The organism is Klenkia sp. PcliD-1-E, from assembly GCF_024124375.1.
Classification (GTDB): domain Bacteria; phylum Actinomycetota; class Actinomycetes; order Mycobacteriales; family Geodermatophilaceae; genus Klenkia.
Window position 1 is genome coordinate 1 of record NZ_JAMXRZ010000052.1, and the last position, 16385, is coordinate 16385.

A 16385-nucleotide genomic window follows, 5' to 3' on the forward strand; every position below is an offset into this window, starting at 1 on the left:
CCGTCACCGCGCTGGCCGCGGCCACCCTCGCCGTCCCGGCGGGAGTGCTGGCCCGGGCCACCTGGGGCCTGCCCGCCGCGATCGGCGCCGGCCGCCGCTGGTCGCTGCCGGGCACGACGGGCTCGGCCCAGTTCCACGACGGCGCCTTCCGCAACCGGCTGCCCGGCCCGGTGATCGCCCCGGTGAGCGCCTACGGCGGCCTGCAGCGCCAGCTTCACCGCGACCGGGACCGCGGCCGGCCGCTGGGCGCGGTGCCGCTGGCCCGCCCGCACGTGCCGGCGCAGGCGGCGGAGCTGGCGGTCACCTGGCTCGGCCACTCGACGGTGCTGCTGGAGGTCGAGGGCCGCCGGGTCCTGGTGGACCCGGTGTGGGGCGAGCGGGTCTCGCCCTCCCCGCTGTTCGGGCCCACCCGCCTGCACGCGCCGCCGCTGCCGCTGGCCGACCTGCCGCCGGTGGACGCGGTCCTGGTCTCCCACGACCACTACGACCACCTCGACCTGCCCACGGTGCGCCACCTGCTGAAGGCGACGGCGGCGCCCTTCGTCGTCCCGCTGGGGGTGGGGGAGCACCTGCGCGGCTGGGGCGTCCCCGGGGACCGCGTCGTCGAGCTGGACTGGGACGGGCGCACGTCGGTCGCCGGGCTCACGCTGGTGTGCACCGAGGCGAGGCACTTCTCCGGCCGCTGGTTCGGCCGGGACAACACCCTGTGGAGCTCGTGGGTGGTGCGCGGTGACCGGCGCGCGGTCTTCTTCGGCGGCGACACCGGCTACACCCCGGCCTTCGGCGGGGTCGGCGACCGCTTCGGCCCCTTCGACCTGGTGGTCCTGCCGATCGGGGCCTACGACCCGGCGTGGCCGGCGGTCCACCTGACACCCGAGGAGGCGGTGCAGGTGCACGCCGAGCTCGGCGGCGGGCTGCTGCTGCCGGTGCACTGGGCGACGTTCAACCTCGCCTTCCACCCCTGGGCCGAGCCGGTGCAGCGCCTGCTGGCCGCCACCGCGGGCACCGGCCTGCCCCTCGTCGTCCCCCGGCCCGGGGAGCGGGTTGACGTCCTCGACCCGCCGGGCGTCGAGGACTGGTGGACCGCCGTCGGTTCCGTCGACGACCCCCCGGAGCGGGTCCCTCGTCACCTGAGCCTGCGGTAGGGCACCCCTCCGGTGATGACCGCGGCCATCATCCGCGCCGAGTAGAGGTCGCCGGGGAACGCGAGGTCGGGCCGGCTGGCCTCGTCCAGCCGGGCGCGGGCGTCGTCGGGCAGCGGTGCCGTGGCCGCCGCCAGGTTGCCGGCCAGCTGGTCGGGGGTGCGGGCGCCGACGAGCACCGTGTCCACCCCTGGCCGGTCGAGCAGCCAGGCCAGCGCGACCCGGGCCGGCGGCAGGCCGAGATCACCTGCCACCTCCCGCAGGACGTCGAGCACCGCCCAGTTCTGCGGGGTGTCCTTGCTGTCGCCGAACGGGTTGGGGCCCGACAGCCGCCCGGTCCCCGGCCGCTCGCCCCGCCGGTACTTCCCGGTCAGGAACCCGCCCGCCAGCGGGCTCCACGGGACGATCCCCATGCCGAGCTCGCGGGCGGCCCGGACGTGCTCGCCCTCCACCGTCCGCGCCACGAGGGAGTACTCGACCTGCAGGGCGACGGGCCCCGGGACGCCGTGCGCGGCGGCGAGCACGGCGACCTGGGTGGCGAACCAGGCCGGGACGTCGGACAGGCCCCAGTGCGCGACCTTCCCGGCGCGGACCAGGTCGACCATCGTGGCCAGCAGTTCCTCGGCGGGGGTCACGTCGTCCCACACGTGCAGCCAGTACAGGTCGACCGCGTCGGTGCCCAGCCGGCGCAACGAGCCCTCCAGCGAGCGGACGGCGTGCTTCCGGCCGGCGCCGCCGCCGAGGGCCCCGCCGCCGGCGTGGAACCCGTACTTGGTGGCGAGCACGACGTCGTCCCGGGCGCCCCGCTCGCGCAGCAGCTCGCCGAGCAGCTCCTCGCTGCGCCCGCCGGCGTAGACGTCGGCAGTGTCCACGGCGTTGCCGCCGGCCTCCAGGTAGGCGTCCAGCACCGCGGCCGAGGCGGCCCGGTCGCTGCCCCACTGCTCGTTGCCCATGGTCATCGTGCCGAGGGTGAAGGGGCTGACCAGCAGCCCGGACCGGCCCAGCGTGCGCAGGTGCCCGGGCACGGCTCAGGCCACCCGTGCCGCGGTGATCCCGCCGTCGACGTCGATGGAGCTGCCGTGCACGAAGACGGCCTCGTCGGTGAGGAGCCAGCGCACGGCGTAGGCGACGTCCACCGGGCGGACCGGGCGGCCGGCCACGGTGCGGGCGGTCATGGCGTCCAGCACCTCGGCGTCGGCGGCGTTGCCCGGGGTGGCCGTCACGCCGGGCGCCACCCCGGTGACGCGGACGCCGCGGGGACCGTACTCGGCAGCCCACGAGCGGGTCAGCTGCTCGGCAGCGGCCTTGGTGGCGGTGTACATCGCACCGAACGGGTTGCCGACCCGGGCCATCCAGGACCCGATGGTGACCACGGCCCCCTCGCCGCGGTCGGCCATCGCCGGGGCCAGTGCGCCCACGAGCACGTGCGGTGCGCGGACGTTGACGGCGAGCATCCGGTCCAGGTCGTCGTCGGGGAGGTCCGCGGTGGCGCCGACCGGGTAGACACCCGCGTTGTTGACCAGCGCGTCGAGCCGGCCGCCGGCCAGCTCGACGGCGTGGGCGGCGGTCTCCCGCAGCTGGGCGGGCGGCGCGCCGAGGTCGGCGACCAGGGGCAGCGCCGCGCCACCGGCACCGGTGATCGCCGCGACGACGGAGTCGGCGCGGGCGACGTCCCGGCCACTGACCAGGACCGTGGCGCCCGACGCGGCGAGCACGTGGGCGACGGCCTCGCCGATGCCGCTGGTGGAGCCGGTGACCCAGGCGGTGCGCCCGGCCAGGCGCGCGTCGCGGGGGAGGGAGGACAGGACGGCATCATTGGACTGCACGGTCCAGTTCGTACCAGAAGTGGACCGGGTGGTCCAGTCGAGTACCGTGGGCGACGTGGCGGAGCTGACCGAGCGCGGGCGACGGACCCGGCAGCGCATCGTCGAGGAGACCGGCCGCCGGATCCTGGCCGCGGGCATCGGCGGCACCACTTTGGACGACGTCCGCGCCGCGACGCTGACCAGCAAGTCGCAGCTGTTCCACTACTTCCCCGGGGGCAAGGACGAGCTGGTCCGCGCGGTCGCCGAGTGGGAGGGCGCCCAGCTGCTGGCCGCGCAGGAGCCGTGGGTGCACGACCTGTCCACTCGCGAGTCGTGGGAGGCCTGGCAGCGGGCGCTGGTCGACTACTACATCGGGCAGGGCCGGTGGGCCTGCCCGATCGGCTCCCTGGCGTCGGAGGCGGCCGCCCGCAACCCGGAGCTGGCCGCGTTCATCGCGCAGACGTTCCGGGACTGGGGCGCACTGCTGTCGGCCGGGGTGCGGCGGATGCAGGACGCCGGCCGGCTGGACGAGCACGTCGAGCCCGACCGGGTCGCGGCGTCGATCATGTCGGCGATCCAGGGCGGGCTGGTGCTGAGCCAGCCGCTGCACGACCCCTGGCCGCTGGAGGCGGCCCTCGAGCAGGCCCTGCACGCCCTGGAGACCCCCGCGCGGTGATCCTGAAACACAGCCGACTCGCCCGGGCCCGCGAACCGGTCGCGACGTAACGACATCTCGTTCCGGACGTCACCACGGTGACACACCCGGGGACCACCGTTCTCCCCATGACCACGGGGCAGCGGGTGCACGACGCGCACCGCCACCTCGGCGTCCTGCCCGCCTTCCCGTTCTACGGCGGCCCGCCGGTCAACCCCGACACCACCGCGCGGGCCACCATCGCGGAACTGCGTGCCGACCTGGACCGCGAGGGCACCGAGTGCGCCCTGGTCATCCCCAACTACGGGGTGCCCGACCCCACCGCCTCCTTCGCCCTCAACGAGCTGGTCGTGGAGGCCGCGCAGACCGACGAGCGGATCCGCGCCGGGCTGTGGACCAGCCCCCGCCCGCAGGACGCCGCGGCCACCGACGAGGCCCTCGCCCTCGCCGGCGAGCGGGGCGTCAGCGCGCTCAAGCTGTCGTTCCTGCTCGGCGGCCGGGTCACCGACGTGGCCTGCCGCCCGCAGCTGGACGCCATCTTCGGCGCCGCCCGCGAGCACGGGCTCGTGGTGCACGTGCACACCAGCCCCGGTGCGGCCAGCGACCTCGACGAGGTCGGGCTGCTGGTCGAGGAGTACGCCGACGACGTCGCCGTGCACCTGGTGCACATGGGCGGGGGCATGAGCGGCCACATCAAGCTCATCGGGCAGAAGTTCTTCGCCTGGGTCGCCGCCGGCAAGCGGGTCTACACCGACACCAGCTGGGCCATCGGCTTCGCGCCGCGCTGGTTCGCCGCCGAGATCGAGCGGCACGGCATCGGCCACGACCGGGTGCTGTTCGCCTCCGACCAGCCCTGGGGCGACTTCGCGGGCGAGCACGCCCGCCTCGCGGCGGCCACCGGGGACGGCGAGCTCGCCGACCTGGTCTTCCGCCGCAACTTCGAGCAGCTCCACCAGCTGACCTGACACCGATCACGATGGAGGCACCCCTGTGACCACGCCGCTCGCCACGCCCGAGGAGATCAAGGCCAAGGCCGAGGCCAGCCTCGCGGAGATCCCGCACCCCTCGCTGCCCAAGGGCAGCAACCTGTACGGCTCGACCAAGATCTTCCCCGACTACCAGGCGGGCGAGGGCGAGAGCTACTTCACCCTCGTGCACGGCATCGCGCACGAGTCCTCGGTCAGCTTCGTGGCCTGCCTGCAGGCCCTGCGCGCGCTGCGCAAGGGCTTCGAGTCGGTCCTGTACTTCTACGGCCCGGCCGCCATGAACGCCATGGCCACCCGCGGCTTCCCGACCACCGGGGACTCCGCCTTCCCGGGCGAGCACAACATCAACTCGCAGATCGAGAAGTTCATCGAGGAGGGCGGCACGGTCTACGTCTGCCGCTTCGGGCTGAGCCTGCACGGCCTGCGCGAGGAGGACCTCATCGCCGGGTGCATCCCCTGCCACCCGCTGGACGTCCAGGACGCGCTCATCCACTACGCCCGCAAGGGCGCCATCATCAACTCCACCTACAACCTCTGAGCGCCGGGCCATGACCCCGACGACGGGTACGCGGGTGGGCCACCGCGTCGACCTCGCGATCCTCGGCGTCCGGGTCGACGCCCCGGTCCGGCGACGGGCCGGGGCGGGCCCCAGCGACGACGGCCACGTGCTGCTGGACGGCGCGGGGACGGCGGTCCCGCTGAACGCCACCAGCCCCTACTCCATCAGCGGCGGCCGGCTGCTGCTCGACGGCGCCGATCTCGGCCTGGACGCCGAGCCGGTGCAGCGGCCGCGCTTCTACGACCTGACCACCGCCGACGGCGTCCCCTACGAGAAGCTCGCCCGGCTGCACGGCAAGGACGTGCTGGCCACGACCGTCGTGCAGACCTGCATCCGCTACGACGAGACCGACCGCTGCCGGTTCTGCGCCATCGAGGCCAGCCTCGCCGCCGGCACCACCACCGCGGTGAAGACCCCGGCACAGCTGGCCGAGGTGGCCGAGGCCGCCGTCCGCCTCGACGGAGTGCGCCAGATGGTGATGACCACCGGCACCACCAACGGCCGCGACCGCGGCGCCCGGCACCTGGCCCGCTGTGTCCGCGCGGTCACCGAGGCCGTGCCGGGGCTGCCGGTCCAGGTGCAGTGCGAACCCCCGGCGCCGGCCGACCTGGACGCCATCGGCGAGCTCGAGGACGCCGGGGCCACCGCGATCGGCATCCACGTCGAGTCGCTGGACGACGACGTGCGCGCCCGCTGGATGCCGGGCAAGGCCTCCGTGCCGATGAGCCAGTACGACGCGGCCTGGGCCGAGGCCGTGCGGGTCTTCGGCCACAACCGGGTGTCGACCTACCTGCTGGTCGGCCTGGGGGAGGACCCCGACGAGCTCGTGGCCGGCGCGCTGGACCTCGCCCGGCGCGGCGTCTACCCCTTCGTCGTCCCGTACCGCCCGATCGCCGGCACCCTGGCGATGGCCGACGGCGTCGGCGCACCCGATCCCGCGGTGCTGGCCGACGTGACCACCCGGGTGGCCGCGGGCCTGCGGGCGCTGGGCATGCACGGTGCCGACCAGGGCGCCGGCTGCGCGGCGTGCGGTGCGTGCAGCGCGCTGCAGGCGGCCGGCGCATGACCGGGCCCTGGGACCACAACGTCCTGCTGGTCGACCACCGCCGCGCGCCCGCCCGCCCGGGCTGGCAGCTGGAGGAGGCCGACGCCGCCGCGGTGCACGCCCACCGGCAGCTGCGCCGGCGGGCCTTCGTCGAGGACCAGGGCCTGTTCGCCGGCACCGACCTGGACGACACCGACGCCGATCCCCGCGCCGTCGTCCTGGTGGCGCGGGGGGCCGACGGCACGGTGCTGGGCGGCGTCCGGCTGGCCCCGGCCGACGCCGGTGCGGCCGACGTGGGCTGGTGGACCGGTTCGCGGCTGGTGGTCGCCCCCGGCAGCGCGCCCGGGATGGGCCCGGCCCTGGTCGCCGCTGCGTGCGCCCGCGCCGAGCAGGCCGGCGCGCTCCGCTTCGACGCCACTGTGCAGGACCGCTACACCGGCCTGTTCACCCGGCTGGGCTGGCAGGTCGTCGGGCCCGCCGCGGTCGGTGGTCGCCCGCACACCGCCATGACCTGGCCCATCGGGCGGCTGGCCGCCCTGGCCCGGACCACCAAGTCACCCCTGGGCGGCCTGCTCGCCGGGCTCCGCTCCGCGGACGGGGGATTGGGCGGGCCCGGGTTCGTCGGCGACGACGGCGCGCCCGTCCCCGGCACCGACGTGGTCGCCGCCTGCGACGCGATCCTGCCCTCGATGGTCGAGCGCGACCCGGAGTGGGCCGGGTGGTGCGGCGTGCTGGTCAACGTCAACGACCTGTCGGCCATGGGTGCCGCGCCGGTCGGCCTGCTGGACTCCGTCGGTGCCCGCGACGCCTCCTTCGCCGCCCGCCTGGTCGCCGGCCTGTGCGCCGGTTCGGCCGCGTGGGGCGTGCCGGTGCTCGGCGGGCACACCCAGATCGGCGTCCCGGCGGCGCTCAGCGTCACCGCGCTCGGCCGCACCGACCGGCCCGTCCCGGCGTCCGGCGGACGCCCCGGCCAGCGGGTGCGGCTGACCGCCGACCTCGGCGGGGGCTGGCGGCCCGGCGCCACCGGGCGGCAGTGGGACTCCACCACCGGCCGGACGACGGCGCAGCTGCAGCAGCTGGGCTCGGTGGTGGCCCGCACCGCCCCCGCGGCGGCCAAGGACGTCTCCATGGCCGGCCTGGTCGGCACCCTCGGGATGCTTGCCGAGGCCAGCGGCTGCGGAGCGGTCCTGGACGTCGCCGCGGTGCCACGCCCGGCCGCCGCGACCGTCGGCGACTGGTTCACCTGCTTCCCCGGCTCGGCCTTCCTGACCACCGACGCGCCCGACCGCGCCGTCGCCCCCGCGGGCCCGGCCACCACCGGCACCTGCGGCGAGCTGGTCCCCGGCTCCGGCGTGCGGCTGCGCTGGCCCGATGGCTCGACCACTCCCGCCCTGATCGGTCCGGTGACCGGCCTGGGCGCATCCCGCCCACCCGAGGAGTCCCCGTGACCACCACGACGACCACGTTCGCCGCCGTCGCCGCCCCGTTCGGCCGCGACCTCGACGCCGCCTTCGCCCGCATCGAGGGCCTCGTCGCCGACGCCCGGGCCCGCGGCGTCCAGCTGCTCGCCCTGCCCGAGGCCACCCTCGGCGGGTACCTGGCCTCCCTCGGTGACCACGGCGTCGCCGAGGTGCTGCCCGAGCACGAGCTCCCACCCGCCCTGGACGTCGACGGACCCGAGGTGGCCCGGTTGGCGGCCATCGCCGGGGACATGGTGGTCACGGCCGGGTTCTGCGAGTCCGACGGCGCCGACAGGTACAACACCGCCGTCGCGGTGACCGGCGGCGGGGTGCTCGGTGTGCACCGCAAGGTGCACCAGCCGCTGGGGGAGTCCAACGTCTACGCCGCCGGTGACGGCTTCCGGGCCTTCGAGACGCCGGTCGGCCGGATGGGCATGATGATCTGCTACGACAAGGCCTTCCCCGAGGCGGCCCGCACGCTGGCCGTCGACGGGGCCGAGGTGGTGGTCTGCATGTCGGCCTGGCCGGGCTCGCGGACCGGGGCCGCCGCCGACCTGGCCGAGGACCGCTGGACCCGCCGGTTCGACCTGTTCGACCAGGCCCGGGCGTTGGAGAACCAGATCGTGTGGGTGTCGGCGAACCAGTCGGGCACCTTCGGCTCGCTGCGCTTCGTCTGCAGCGCGAAGGTCGTCGGGCCCGGCGGGGACGTGCTGGCCACCACCGGCACCGCGCCCGGCACCGCGGTCGCGAGCGTCGACGTGGCCGAGGCGCTCAACGGTGCGCGCCGGTCGATGGGGCACCTGCGGGACCGCCGTCCCGACACCTACGGGCGGGCGGGGTCCGGGGTCGGGGCGGGGGCCGCGGCGTGACCCTCACCGAGGCCGCGCCGTCCCGCACCGCGCTCCCGCAGCACGTGCCGGTCGCCGTCGTCGGCGGCGGCCAGGCCGGGCTGTCGATCTCCTGGCACCTGGTGCAGCGGGGCGTCGAGCACGTGGTGCTGGAGCGGGACACCGTCGCCCACGAGTGGGTCGATGCCCGCTGGGACACCTTCTGCCTGGTCACCCCGAACTGGCAGTGCCGGCTGCCCGGCTGGCCCTACCGCGGCGACGACCCCGACGGGTTCATGCTGCGCGACGAGATCGTGGACTACGTCCGCTCCTTCGCGTCCTCCTTCGACCCGCCCGTGCACGAGGGGGTCGCCGTCACCCGGCTGGCCCCGGCCACCGGGGGCGGCTACACCCTGCGGACCAGCGCGGGGGAGCTGCACGCCGACCAGGTGGTGCTCGCCGTCGGCGGCTACCACCTGCCCGTCGTCCCGCCGTACGCCTCCGCCTTGCCCGAGCGGATCACCCAGCTGCACTCCCAGCAGTACCGCAACCCCGAGCAGCTGCCCGCTGGCGACGTGCTGGTGGTCGGCACCGGCCAGTCAGGCGCGCAGATCGCCGAGGACCTGCACCTCGCGGGCCGCCGGGTGCACCTGGCTGTGGGCAGCGCACCCCGGATCGCCCGCCGGTACCGGGGCCGCGACGTCGTCGCCTGGCTGCACGACCTGGGCCACTACGACATGCCGGTCGAGCAGCACCGGGACGGCGAGGCCGCCCGGGTCGGCACCAACCACTACGTCACCGGCCGGGACGGCGGCCGCGACATCGACCTGCGGACCTTCGCCACCCAGGGCATGCAGCTCTACGGCACGCTCGCCGGCGTCCGCGACGGCCTGCTGCGCTTCGAGCCGAACCTGACCGAGCACCTGGACCGGGCCGACGCCGTCGACGACAGCGCCAAGGACCTCATCGACCGGCACATCGCGGCCGCGGGGATCGGCGCCCCGACCGAGACGCGCTACGTGCCGGTCTGGGCGCCCGAGGCGGACCCGACCGAGCTGGACACCTCCGCGATCGGCAGCGTGGTCTGGGCGATCGGGTTCCGCGCCGACTGGTCCTGGGTGCGGGTGCCGGTCTTCGACGGCGCCGGCTACCCGACCCACGTGCGCGGCGTGACGTCCGCCCCGGGCCTGTTCGTGCTCGGCCTGCCGTGGCTGCACACCTGGGGGTCGGGCCGGTTCTCCGGCATCGCGCGGGACGCCGAGTTCGTCGCCGACCGGATCACCGAGCTGACCGCCGCCGGCACCCGGACGGGCCTCGGGAGCGCCCTGGCCGCCGCGGCCGCCTCCTCGGCCTCCCGCGTGGCGTGAGGATCGCCGCCGTCGCGGCCCACTTCGGGCGGGACGTCGAGGCCTGCGCCGCGAAGGTGGAGGCGATCACCGCGGACGCCCGGGACCGCGGGGTGGACCTGCTGGTCTTCCCGGACGCCACCCTCGGGGGCTACCTCGGCGGGTTCGACGCCGTGGGGGGGACCGGGCTGCCGCCGGCCCTGGCACCCGACGACGCCCTGTTCCCCCGGCTGGCCGCCGCGGCCGGACCGGTGGTGGTCTGCCTGGCCTACCGGGAGCAGGCAGGGGACCGTTTCTACAACAGCGCCGTCTGCCTCGGCGGTGACGGCGTGCTGGGCCGGCACCGCAAGGTGCACCAGCCCGCCGGCGAGCTCGCCGCCTACTCGGCGGGCGACGCGTTCACCGCCTTCGACACCCCGGTCGGCCGGCTGGGCATGCTGGTCGACTACGACAAGACCTTCCCCGAGGCCGGCCGCACCCTCGCCCGCGACGGGGCGCAGCTGCTGGCCTGCCTGTCGGCGTGGCCCGCGTCGCTGACCAACCGGGCACCCCGGCTGCTGCAGGACCGGCAGTCCCGCCTGTTCGATCTCTACGACTGCGCCCGCGCCGCGGAGAACCAGGTGGTCCTGGTGTCGGCGAACCAGACCGGGACGATGGGCCGGCTGCGCTTCCTCGGCCAGTCCAAGGTCGTCGGGCCCGGCGGCGACGTGCTGGCCCGCACCTGGGCCAAGGCGGGCCTCACGCTCGCCGAGCTCGACGTCGCCGGCGAGGTCGCGCGGGCCCGGCTGGTGCTGTCCCACCTGCGCGAACTGCGGCCGGACGCCTACTCGTGAGGGTCGCGCTGCTCACCTACTCCACCAAGCCCCGCGGCGGGGTGGTGCACACCCTCGCGCTGGCCGAGGCCCTGGCCCGCAGCGGGCACGAGGTGCACGTCTGGTCGCTGGGCCGGGGCGGGGACGCCGCGTTCTTCCGGCCGGTCGACCCGGCGGTCGGGCTGCGGCTGGTGCCGTTCCCCGACGTGCCGGGGGAGGACGTCGGGGCGCGGATCATGCGGTCGATCCGGGTGCTCGCCGCGGCCTTCGCCGACGAGGACTACGACGTCGTGCACGCCCAGGACTGCATCTCGGCCAACGCAGTGCCCGACTGCGTGCGCACCGTGCACCACCTCGACACCTTCACCACCCCGGAGCTGGCCGCCTGCCACGAGCGGGCCGTCCGCACCCCGCACACGCTGGTCTGCGTCTCCGCCGCGGTCGCCGCCGAGGTCCGGGACGGGTGGGGGCGGGTGGCCACGGTCATCCCCAACGGCGTGGACGACGCCCGCTTCGCCACCGCGGCCGGGCCGGACGGCGAGGCGGAGCGGGCCCGCTGGCGGGCCGGCCTGGGCCGCTACGTGCTGGCGGTGGGTGGCATCGAGCCGCGCAAGGGCACGCTGGACCTGGTCGAGGCGATGGCCCTGGTGCGCGACCGGCGGCCCGACCTCGGCCTGGTCGTGGCGGGGGGCGAGACCCTCTTCGACTACCGCGACTACCGCACCGAGGTCGACGCCCGCGCCCGCGCCCTCGGCGTCGCCCCCGTCGTCCTGGGCCCGGTCGACCACGACCGGCTGCCCGCGCTCGTCGCCGCCGCCGAGGTGTTCGCCTTCCCCTCGACCAGGGAGGGCTTCGGGCTGGCCGCCATGGAGGCGCTGGCCGCCGGTGTGCCGCTGGTGACCCGCGACCTGCCGGTGCTCCGCGAGGTCTTCGGCGGCGTCGCGGACTTCGCGGCCACCCCGTCCGCGCTGGCCGAGGCGGTCGTGTCGGCCGCGTCCGGGCGCGACCCGGCGCGGGTGGCCGCGGGCCGCGCCCTGGCCGCCGCGCACGACTGGGACGCCGCGGCCGGCGCACACCTGGCGCTGTACAGCACCCTCCGGGTCGGCCGGTAGCCGACCACCAGGCAACGCACAGCTCCTGCGCGGACACTGCGCCCGTGCGACCCGACCTGGACGACGCGACGACGGCGGTGCCGCGGCGCTGGCTGGTCACCGAGGTCTGGCTGGTCTTCGCGCTCTCGCTGGGCGCCTCCGGGGTGCGTGCCGCCGTCCAGTTCGTCGGCGCCCTCCTGGAGCCCGCGCCGCTGGCCCAGCAGGCGGCCGTGCTCAACGGGTCGGCCGCGCCCGGGCGGCCGGGGCTGGACCTGGCTCTGCAGCTGGTCTACCTCGCCACCGGTCTGGTGCCGGTGCTGCTGGTCGTCCACCTGCTCACCCGCTCCGGCGAGGGTGTCCGGCCGTTGGGTCTGCGTCCGGTGCGGCCCGGCGCGGACCTGGCCCGCGGGGTCGGGTTGGCCGCGCTGGTCGGCGGCACCGGGCTGGCGTTCTACCTCGCCGCCCGCGGGGTGGGCGCCAACCTGACCGTGGTGCCCGAGGCGCTGCCCGACACCTGGTGGCGGATCCCGGTGCTGGTGCTGTCGGCCGGGCAGAACGCGGTGCTCGAGGAGGTGCTCGTCGCGGCCTACCTGCTGCACCGGTTGCGGCAGCTGGGCTGGTCCGACGGTCGGGCGCTCGCGGTGAGCGCGGTGCTGCGCGGCAGCTACCACCTCTACCAGGGCCTGGGCGGGTTCGTGGGCAACGTGGCGATGGGGCTGCTGTTCGGCCGGCTGTACCAGCGGTGGGGCAGGGTCGGGCCCCTGGTCGTCGCGCACACCCTCATCGACGTCGTCGCCTTCGTCGGCTACGCGCTGCTCGTCGGGCACGTCTCCTGGCTCCCGGGGGCGCCCGGGAGCTGAACCCGGCCGGTCAGCGACCCGCCTGGGTCCGCAGACCGTCGAGCAGCAGGTCCAGCCCGGAGCGGAAGACCTCCTCGTCGTCGTGGACGGCGAACTCGTCGGCTACGTGGTGGGCGAACGGGTAACCCTCCGGGTCCAGCGCGCGCCACCGCTCGGCGTAGCCGGCCAGGAACTCGGCCGGCTCCAGTCCGCTGTCCACGAACTCCTTCGGCGGCGGTTGCGCCATGTCCACGGCCACCCCGACGACATAGCTGACCAGCGACGACACGACGTGGAAGCGCTGCTTGGGTGTCAGGTCCAGGCGCATGGTCTGCTGGCCCAGCCGGTCGAACATCAGCATCGAGTGCGGCTGCAGGCCGGTGTTGCGCAGCATGTAGGTGCCGAACCAGGGCCGCCGGCGCATCTCCTCGAACAGCGCCAGCGACAGCGCCCGCAGGTTCGCCACCGGGTCGGGCCCGTCGCCCAGCTCCGCCGTCCGGTCCAGCAGACGGGCCATCACCTCGTCGGTGGCGCGGTCCAGCAGCTCGTCCCTGCTCGACACGTACCAGTAGATGCTCGCCACGCCGCCGCCGAGCCGGGCGGCCAGCGCGCGGAACGTCAGCGCGGGCTCACCGGCCTCGTCCAGCAGCGCGATGGCCTCGTCCAGCACGGCCTCCAGCGAGTGGGTCACCCGTCGTCGCCCGGTCATGCTTGCACTCTATCGAACGGCGTTCTATGTTTCGAACGGCGTTCGAGACTCGAACGCTGTTCGATTACTCGGAGGTGTGCCATGACCACCACCCACCCCACGGCCACCGCGCAGGCCTACCCCTCGCTGCGCGCCGCCATCCTGCCCCTCGCCGCGCTCTGCCTGGCCTTCTTCGTCGAGATGGTCGACAACACCCTGCTGTCGATCGCGCTGCCCACCATCGGCCGTGACCTGGGCAGCGGGACGACCGCGCTGCAGTGGGTCACCGGCGCCTACTCGCTGACCTTCGGCGGCCTGCTGCTCACCGCGGGCGCCGCCGCCGATCGCCTGGGCCGCCGCCGGGTGCTGCTCACCGGCCTCGCCGCCTTCGGGGTCATCAGCCTCGCCGTCGTCGCGGTCTCCACCACCGGCGAGCTGATCGCCCTGCGCGCCGCGCTCGGCCTGGCCGCCGCGGCGATGGCGCCGGTGACGATGTCGCTGATCTTCCGGCTCTTCGACGACGAGAAGCTGCGCATGCGCGCCATCACCGTCGTCATGGTCGTGGGCATGTCCGGCTTCGTGCTCGGCCCGCTGCTCGGCGGCACCGCCCTGGCCCACGTCAGCTGGACCTGGTTGCTGCTGGTGAACGCCCCCATCGCACTGATCGCCTGGATCGGCGTCCGGTTCGGCGTCCCCGCCGACCGGCGCGAGGACCTGACCTCGGACCCGCTGGACCTGCCCGGCGCCGTCCTGACGATCTCCGCGATCGGGCTGGGCTGCTACGCGCTGACCAGCGGCGTCGAGCACGGCTGGCTCTCCCCGATCACCCTCGCCGCGGCCCTGGGCTCCCTCGCCGCGGGCACCTGGTTCGTGCGGCACGAGCTGGCCGCCCGGTTCCCCATGGTCGACCTCCGGCTGTTCGCCGCCGGTCCGGCCCGCGGTGCGGCCATCACGCAGATGGCCGCCTCGATCACGATGGCCAGCGTCATGTTCGGGCTCGTCCTGCACTTCCAGTACGCCTACGGCTGGAGCCCGGTGCGCGCGGGCCTGGCCAACCTGCCGCTGATCGTCACGATGATCGCCGCCACCCCGCTGTCGGAGTGGCTGGCCGCCCGGTTCGGCCACCGGGTCGCCTGCCTGGTCGGTGCGGCCCTGCTCGTGGCCGGCATGCTCGGCATGGCGTGGGGGGTCGAGCACGGCTACCCGGCGATCGCGGCCGCGATGGTCGTGCTGACCCTCGGACTGCGCACCGTCATGACGATCTGCGCGGTCGCCATGGTCACGGCCATGCCGGCCAACCGCACCACCATGGGCGCCGCGCTCAACGACACCGCGCAGGAGATCGGCACCAGCATCGGCACCGCCGTCGTCGGCACCATGATCGCCGCCCTGGTGACGGCGACCCTGCCCGCCGGGGTCTGGTCGTCGGAGCTGGTGACCTCGTTCTTCGGCGGCGAGCGCACCACCTACCTGGTGCTCGCGGCCGTCGTCGGCGTCGTCGCCACCTACGGCGCCCTCGCGCTGTCGGACTCCCGGGCCACCGACGAGCACTGACGCGCCGGACAGGGTGCGCACGGCTACCGTCCAGGTGTCGGCCGACGGCGTCCGCGCACCCACCCACCGCACCCGAGGGACAGCTGTGACCGAGCCCGACGCCCACCCGTACCCGCAGCGCTGGCTGGCCCTGGCCGTCATCGCCGTGACGGTCCTGATGATCGTGCTGGACGCGACCATCGTGAACATCGCGCTCCCGGCGGTCTCGGCCGACCTGGACATCACCGAGGCGAACCAGCAGTGGATCGTCACCGCCTACACGCTCACCTTCGGCGGGTTCCTCCTGCTGGGCGGGCGGGTCGCGGACTTCTGGGGCCGCAAGCGCACCTACCTGGTCGGTGCGGTCGGGTTCGCCCTCGCCTCGGCGCTCGGTGGGCTGGCGACCAACGAGGCGATGCTGTTCGCGGCCCGGGCACTGCAGGGCACCTTCGGTGCACTGCTCGGCCCGGCGTCGCTGGCCCTGATCACCGTGCTGTTCACCGACGCCGCCGAGCGCGCCAAGGCCTTCGCCGTCTACGGCGCGATCGCCGGCGGTGGCTCGGCGGTCGGCCTGCTGCTGGGCGGTGTGCTCACCGAGTACGCCGACTGGCGCTGGTGCTTCTGGGTCAACGTGCCGATCGCGGTCCTGGCCGTCCTCGCCGCCTGGCGGATCGTGCCGGAGTCGCGGGCGCCGGGGGAGACCAGCTACGACGTCCCCGGCGCCGTGCTGGTCACCGCCGGGCTCGCCTCCCTGGTCTACGGGTTCACCAAGGTGGCCGAGGCCGCCCAGTCCGGGGACGGCGGCAGCCCGTGGGCGAACGGCCCCGCGCTGACCTTCATCGGGGTCGGGGTGGTGCTGGTCGCGGCGTTCGTCGTCGTGGAGTTCCGGGTGCGCAACCCGCTGCTGCCGATGCGGCTGCTGCTGGACCGCAACCGCGGCGGTGCCTACCTGACGGCGACGCTGGTGGGCGCGGGCCTCATCGGCTCGTTCTTCTTCCTCAGCCTCTACTTCCAGCAGGTGCTGGGCTACACCCCGGTCGCCGCCGGGTTCGCCTCGCTGCCGGTCACCGCCGGCGTCCTGGTCGCCGCCGGCAGCGCCAGCCAGCTGGTGCCCCGGGTCGGACCCAAGCCGCTGATGGTCGCCGGCGGCCTCTTCGCCGCCGCCGGGCTGTTCCTGCTCTCCTTCCTGGGTCTGTCCACCCCGTTCTGGCAGGTCGCCCTGCCCGGTCAGGTGCTGCTGGGGCTCGGGTTGGGCTTCACGTTCGTGCCGTTGTCGAACCTGGCCCTGGTCGGGGTGGGGGAGCACGACGCGGGTGCCGCGAGCGCCGTCCTGCAGGCCGTGCAGCAGGTCGGTGCCTCCGTCGGCACGGCGCTGCTGGCCACCTTCTCCGTCACCGCGATCACCGACGCGCTGGCGCAGCGACCGCCGACACCGGAGGACCCGACGGCCCCGCTCGTCGCCCAGGTCGAGGGCTACACCACCGCCTTCGCCTGGGGCGCCGGGTTCCTGCTGGTCGCCGCCGTCGTCTCGGCGGTGCTGGTCCGGGCGAGCCGGGAGGACCTGCCCACCGACGCGCCCGTGCACGCCGGCTGAGCC

The 16385-nt window shown here is 75.2% G+C and carries 16 protein-coding genes; 13 read left to right on the forward strand and 3 right to left on the reverse strand.

Features of this window, described 5'->3' with window-relative positions; translation table 11 throughout:
• Positions 1 to 1145: MBL fold metallo-hydrolase (locus NH342_RS11950; RefSeq protein WP_253015096.1), on the forward strand; the 1145-nt coding region annotated here is incomplete at its 5' end.
• Here NH342_RS11950 and NH342_RS11955 read toward each other — a convergent pair.
• The gene (locus tag NH342_RS11955; RefSeq protein WP_253015097.1) at positions 1127 to 2167 is read right to left on the reverse strand and encodes an aldo/keto reductase; all 1041 of its coding nucleotides are present in this window, start codon (positions 2165 to 2167) and stop codon (positions 1127 to 1129) included. The two genes, NH342_RS11950 and NH342_RS11955, sit on opposite strands and share 19 nt — an antisense overlap.
• Before the next feature lie 3 nt (positions 2168 to 2170).
• Positions 2171 to 2968: an SDR family NAD(P)-dependent oxidoreductase gene (locus NH342_RS11960; RefSeq protein WP_253015098.1), complete on the reverse strand. Its 798-nt coding sequence runs from the start codon at positions 2966 to 2968 to the stop codon at positions 2171 to 2173.
• 55 nt (positions 2969 to 3023) lie between these two features.
• On the opposite strand from NH342_RS11960, the gene NH342_RS11965 reads away from it, so the two are divergent.
• The 10 genes from NH342_RS11965 to NH342_RS24215 all read left to right on the forward strand — a co-directional run bounded on the left by NH342_RS11965 (position 3024) and on the right by NH342_RS24215 (position 12588).
• Positions 3024 to 3623 carry a TetR/AcrR family transcriptional regulator gene (locus tag NH342_RS11965; protein WP_253015099.1) on the forward strand — a complete coding sequence of 200 codons (600 nt, stop codon included), beginning with the start codon at positions 3024 to 3026 and terminating at the stop codon, positions 3621 to 3623.
• A gap of 107 nt (positions 3624 to 3730) precedes the next feature.
• On the forward strand, positions 3731 to 4567 hold the full coding sequence (locus tag NH342_RS11970; protein ID WP_253015100.1) for an amidohydrolase family protein: 837 nt from the start codon (positions 3731 to 3733) through the stop codon (positions 4565 to 4567).
• A gap of 25 nt (positions 4568 to 4592) precedes the next feature.
• A complete protein-coding gene (locus NH342_RS11975; RefSeq protein ID WP_253015101.1) occupies positions 4593 to 5126 on the forward strand; it encodes an MSMEG_0572/Sll0783 family nitrogen starvation response protein in 534 nt (177 codons plus the stop codon).
• Positions 5127 to 5136: 10 nt separating this feature from the next.
• Positions 5137 to 6213: an MSMEG_0568 family radical SAM protein gene (locus NH342_RS11980; RefSeq protein WP_253015102.1), complete on the forward strand. Its 1077-nt coding sequence runs from the start codon at positions 5137 to 5139 to the stop codon at positions 6211 to 6213.
• Positions 6210 to 7640, forward strand: coding sequence for an MSMEG_0567/sll0787 family protein (locus NH342_RS11985; RefSeq protein WP_253015103.1), 1431 nt, complete (start codon positions 6210 to 6212; stop codon positions 7638 to 7640). The genes NH342_RS11980 and NH342_RS11985 overlap by 4 nt, the downstream gene beginning before the upstream one ends.
• A complete protein-coding gene (locus tag NH342_RS11990; protein ID WP_253015104.1) occupies positions 7637 to 8521 on the forward strand; it encodes a carbon-nitrogen hydrolase family protein in 885 nt (294 codons plus the stop codon). The genes NH342_RS11985 and NH342_RS11990 overlap by 4 nt, the downstream gene beginning before the upstream one ends.
• Positions 8518 to 9846: an MSMEG_0569 family flavin-dependent oxidoreductase gene (locus NH342_RS11995; protein WP_253015105.1), complete on the forward strand. Its 1329-nt coding sequence runs from the start codon at positions 8518 to 8520 to the stop codon at positions 9844 to 9846. The genes NH342_RS11990 and NH342_RS11995 overlap by 4 nt, the downstream gene beginning before the upstream one ends.
• A complete protein-coding gene (locus NH342_RS12000) occupies positions 9843 to 10658 on the forward strand; it encodes a carbon-nitrogen hydrolase family protein (protein WP_253015106.1) in 816 nt (271 codons plus the stop codon). The genes NH342_RS11995 and NH342_RS12000 overlap by 4 nt, the downstream gene beginning before the upstream one ends.
• Complete coding sequence (locus tag NH342_RS12005) at positions 10655 to 11749, forward strand: MSMEG_0565 family glycosyltransferase (RefSeq protein WP_253015107.1); 1095 nt, start codon at positions 10655 to 10657, stop codon at positions 11747 to 11749. The genes NH342_RS12000 and NH342_RS12005 overlap by 4 nt, the downstream gene beginning before the upstream one ends.
• A 44-nt stretch (positions 11750 to 11793) precedes the next feature.
• The gene (locus tag NH342_RS24215; protein ID WP_253015108.1) at positions 11794 to 12588 is read left to right on the forward strand and encodes a CPBP family intramembrane glutamic endopeptidase; all 795 of its coding nucleotides are present in this window, start codon (positions 11794 to 11796) and stop codon (positions 12586 to 12588) included.
• A 10-nt stretch (positions 12589 to 12598) separates the two neighbouring features.
• On the opposite strand, the gene NH342_RS12015 is transcribed toward NH342_RS24215, so the two are convergent.
• Entirely contained in the window at positions 12599 to 13276 is a 678-nt protein-coding gene (locus NH342_RS12015) for a TetR/AcrR family transcriptional regulator (RefSeq protein ID WP_253015109.1), read from the reverse strand.
• 81 nt (positions 13277 to 13357) lie between these two features.
• Between NH342_RS12015 and NH342_RS12020 the strand changes: the two genes are divergently transcribed.
• Together NH342_RS12020 and NH342_RS12025 are read left to right on the forward strand one after the other, a co-directional pair.
• Positions 13358 to 14809 (forward strand): MFS transporter, encoded by a 1452-nt coding sequence (locus NH342_RS12020; RefSeq protein WP_253015110.1) that lies wholly within the window; start codon positions 13358 to 13360, stop codon positions 14807 to 14809.
• 85 nt (positions 14810 to 14894) lie between these two features.
• On the forward strand, positions 14895 to 16382 hold the full coding sequence (locus NH342_RS12025; protein WP_253015111.1) for an MFS transporter: 1488 nt from the start codon (positions 14895 to 14897) through the stop codon (positions 16380 to 16382).
• Positions 16383 to 16385 lie beyond the last annotated feature (3 nt).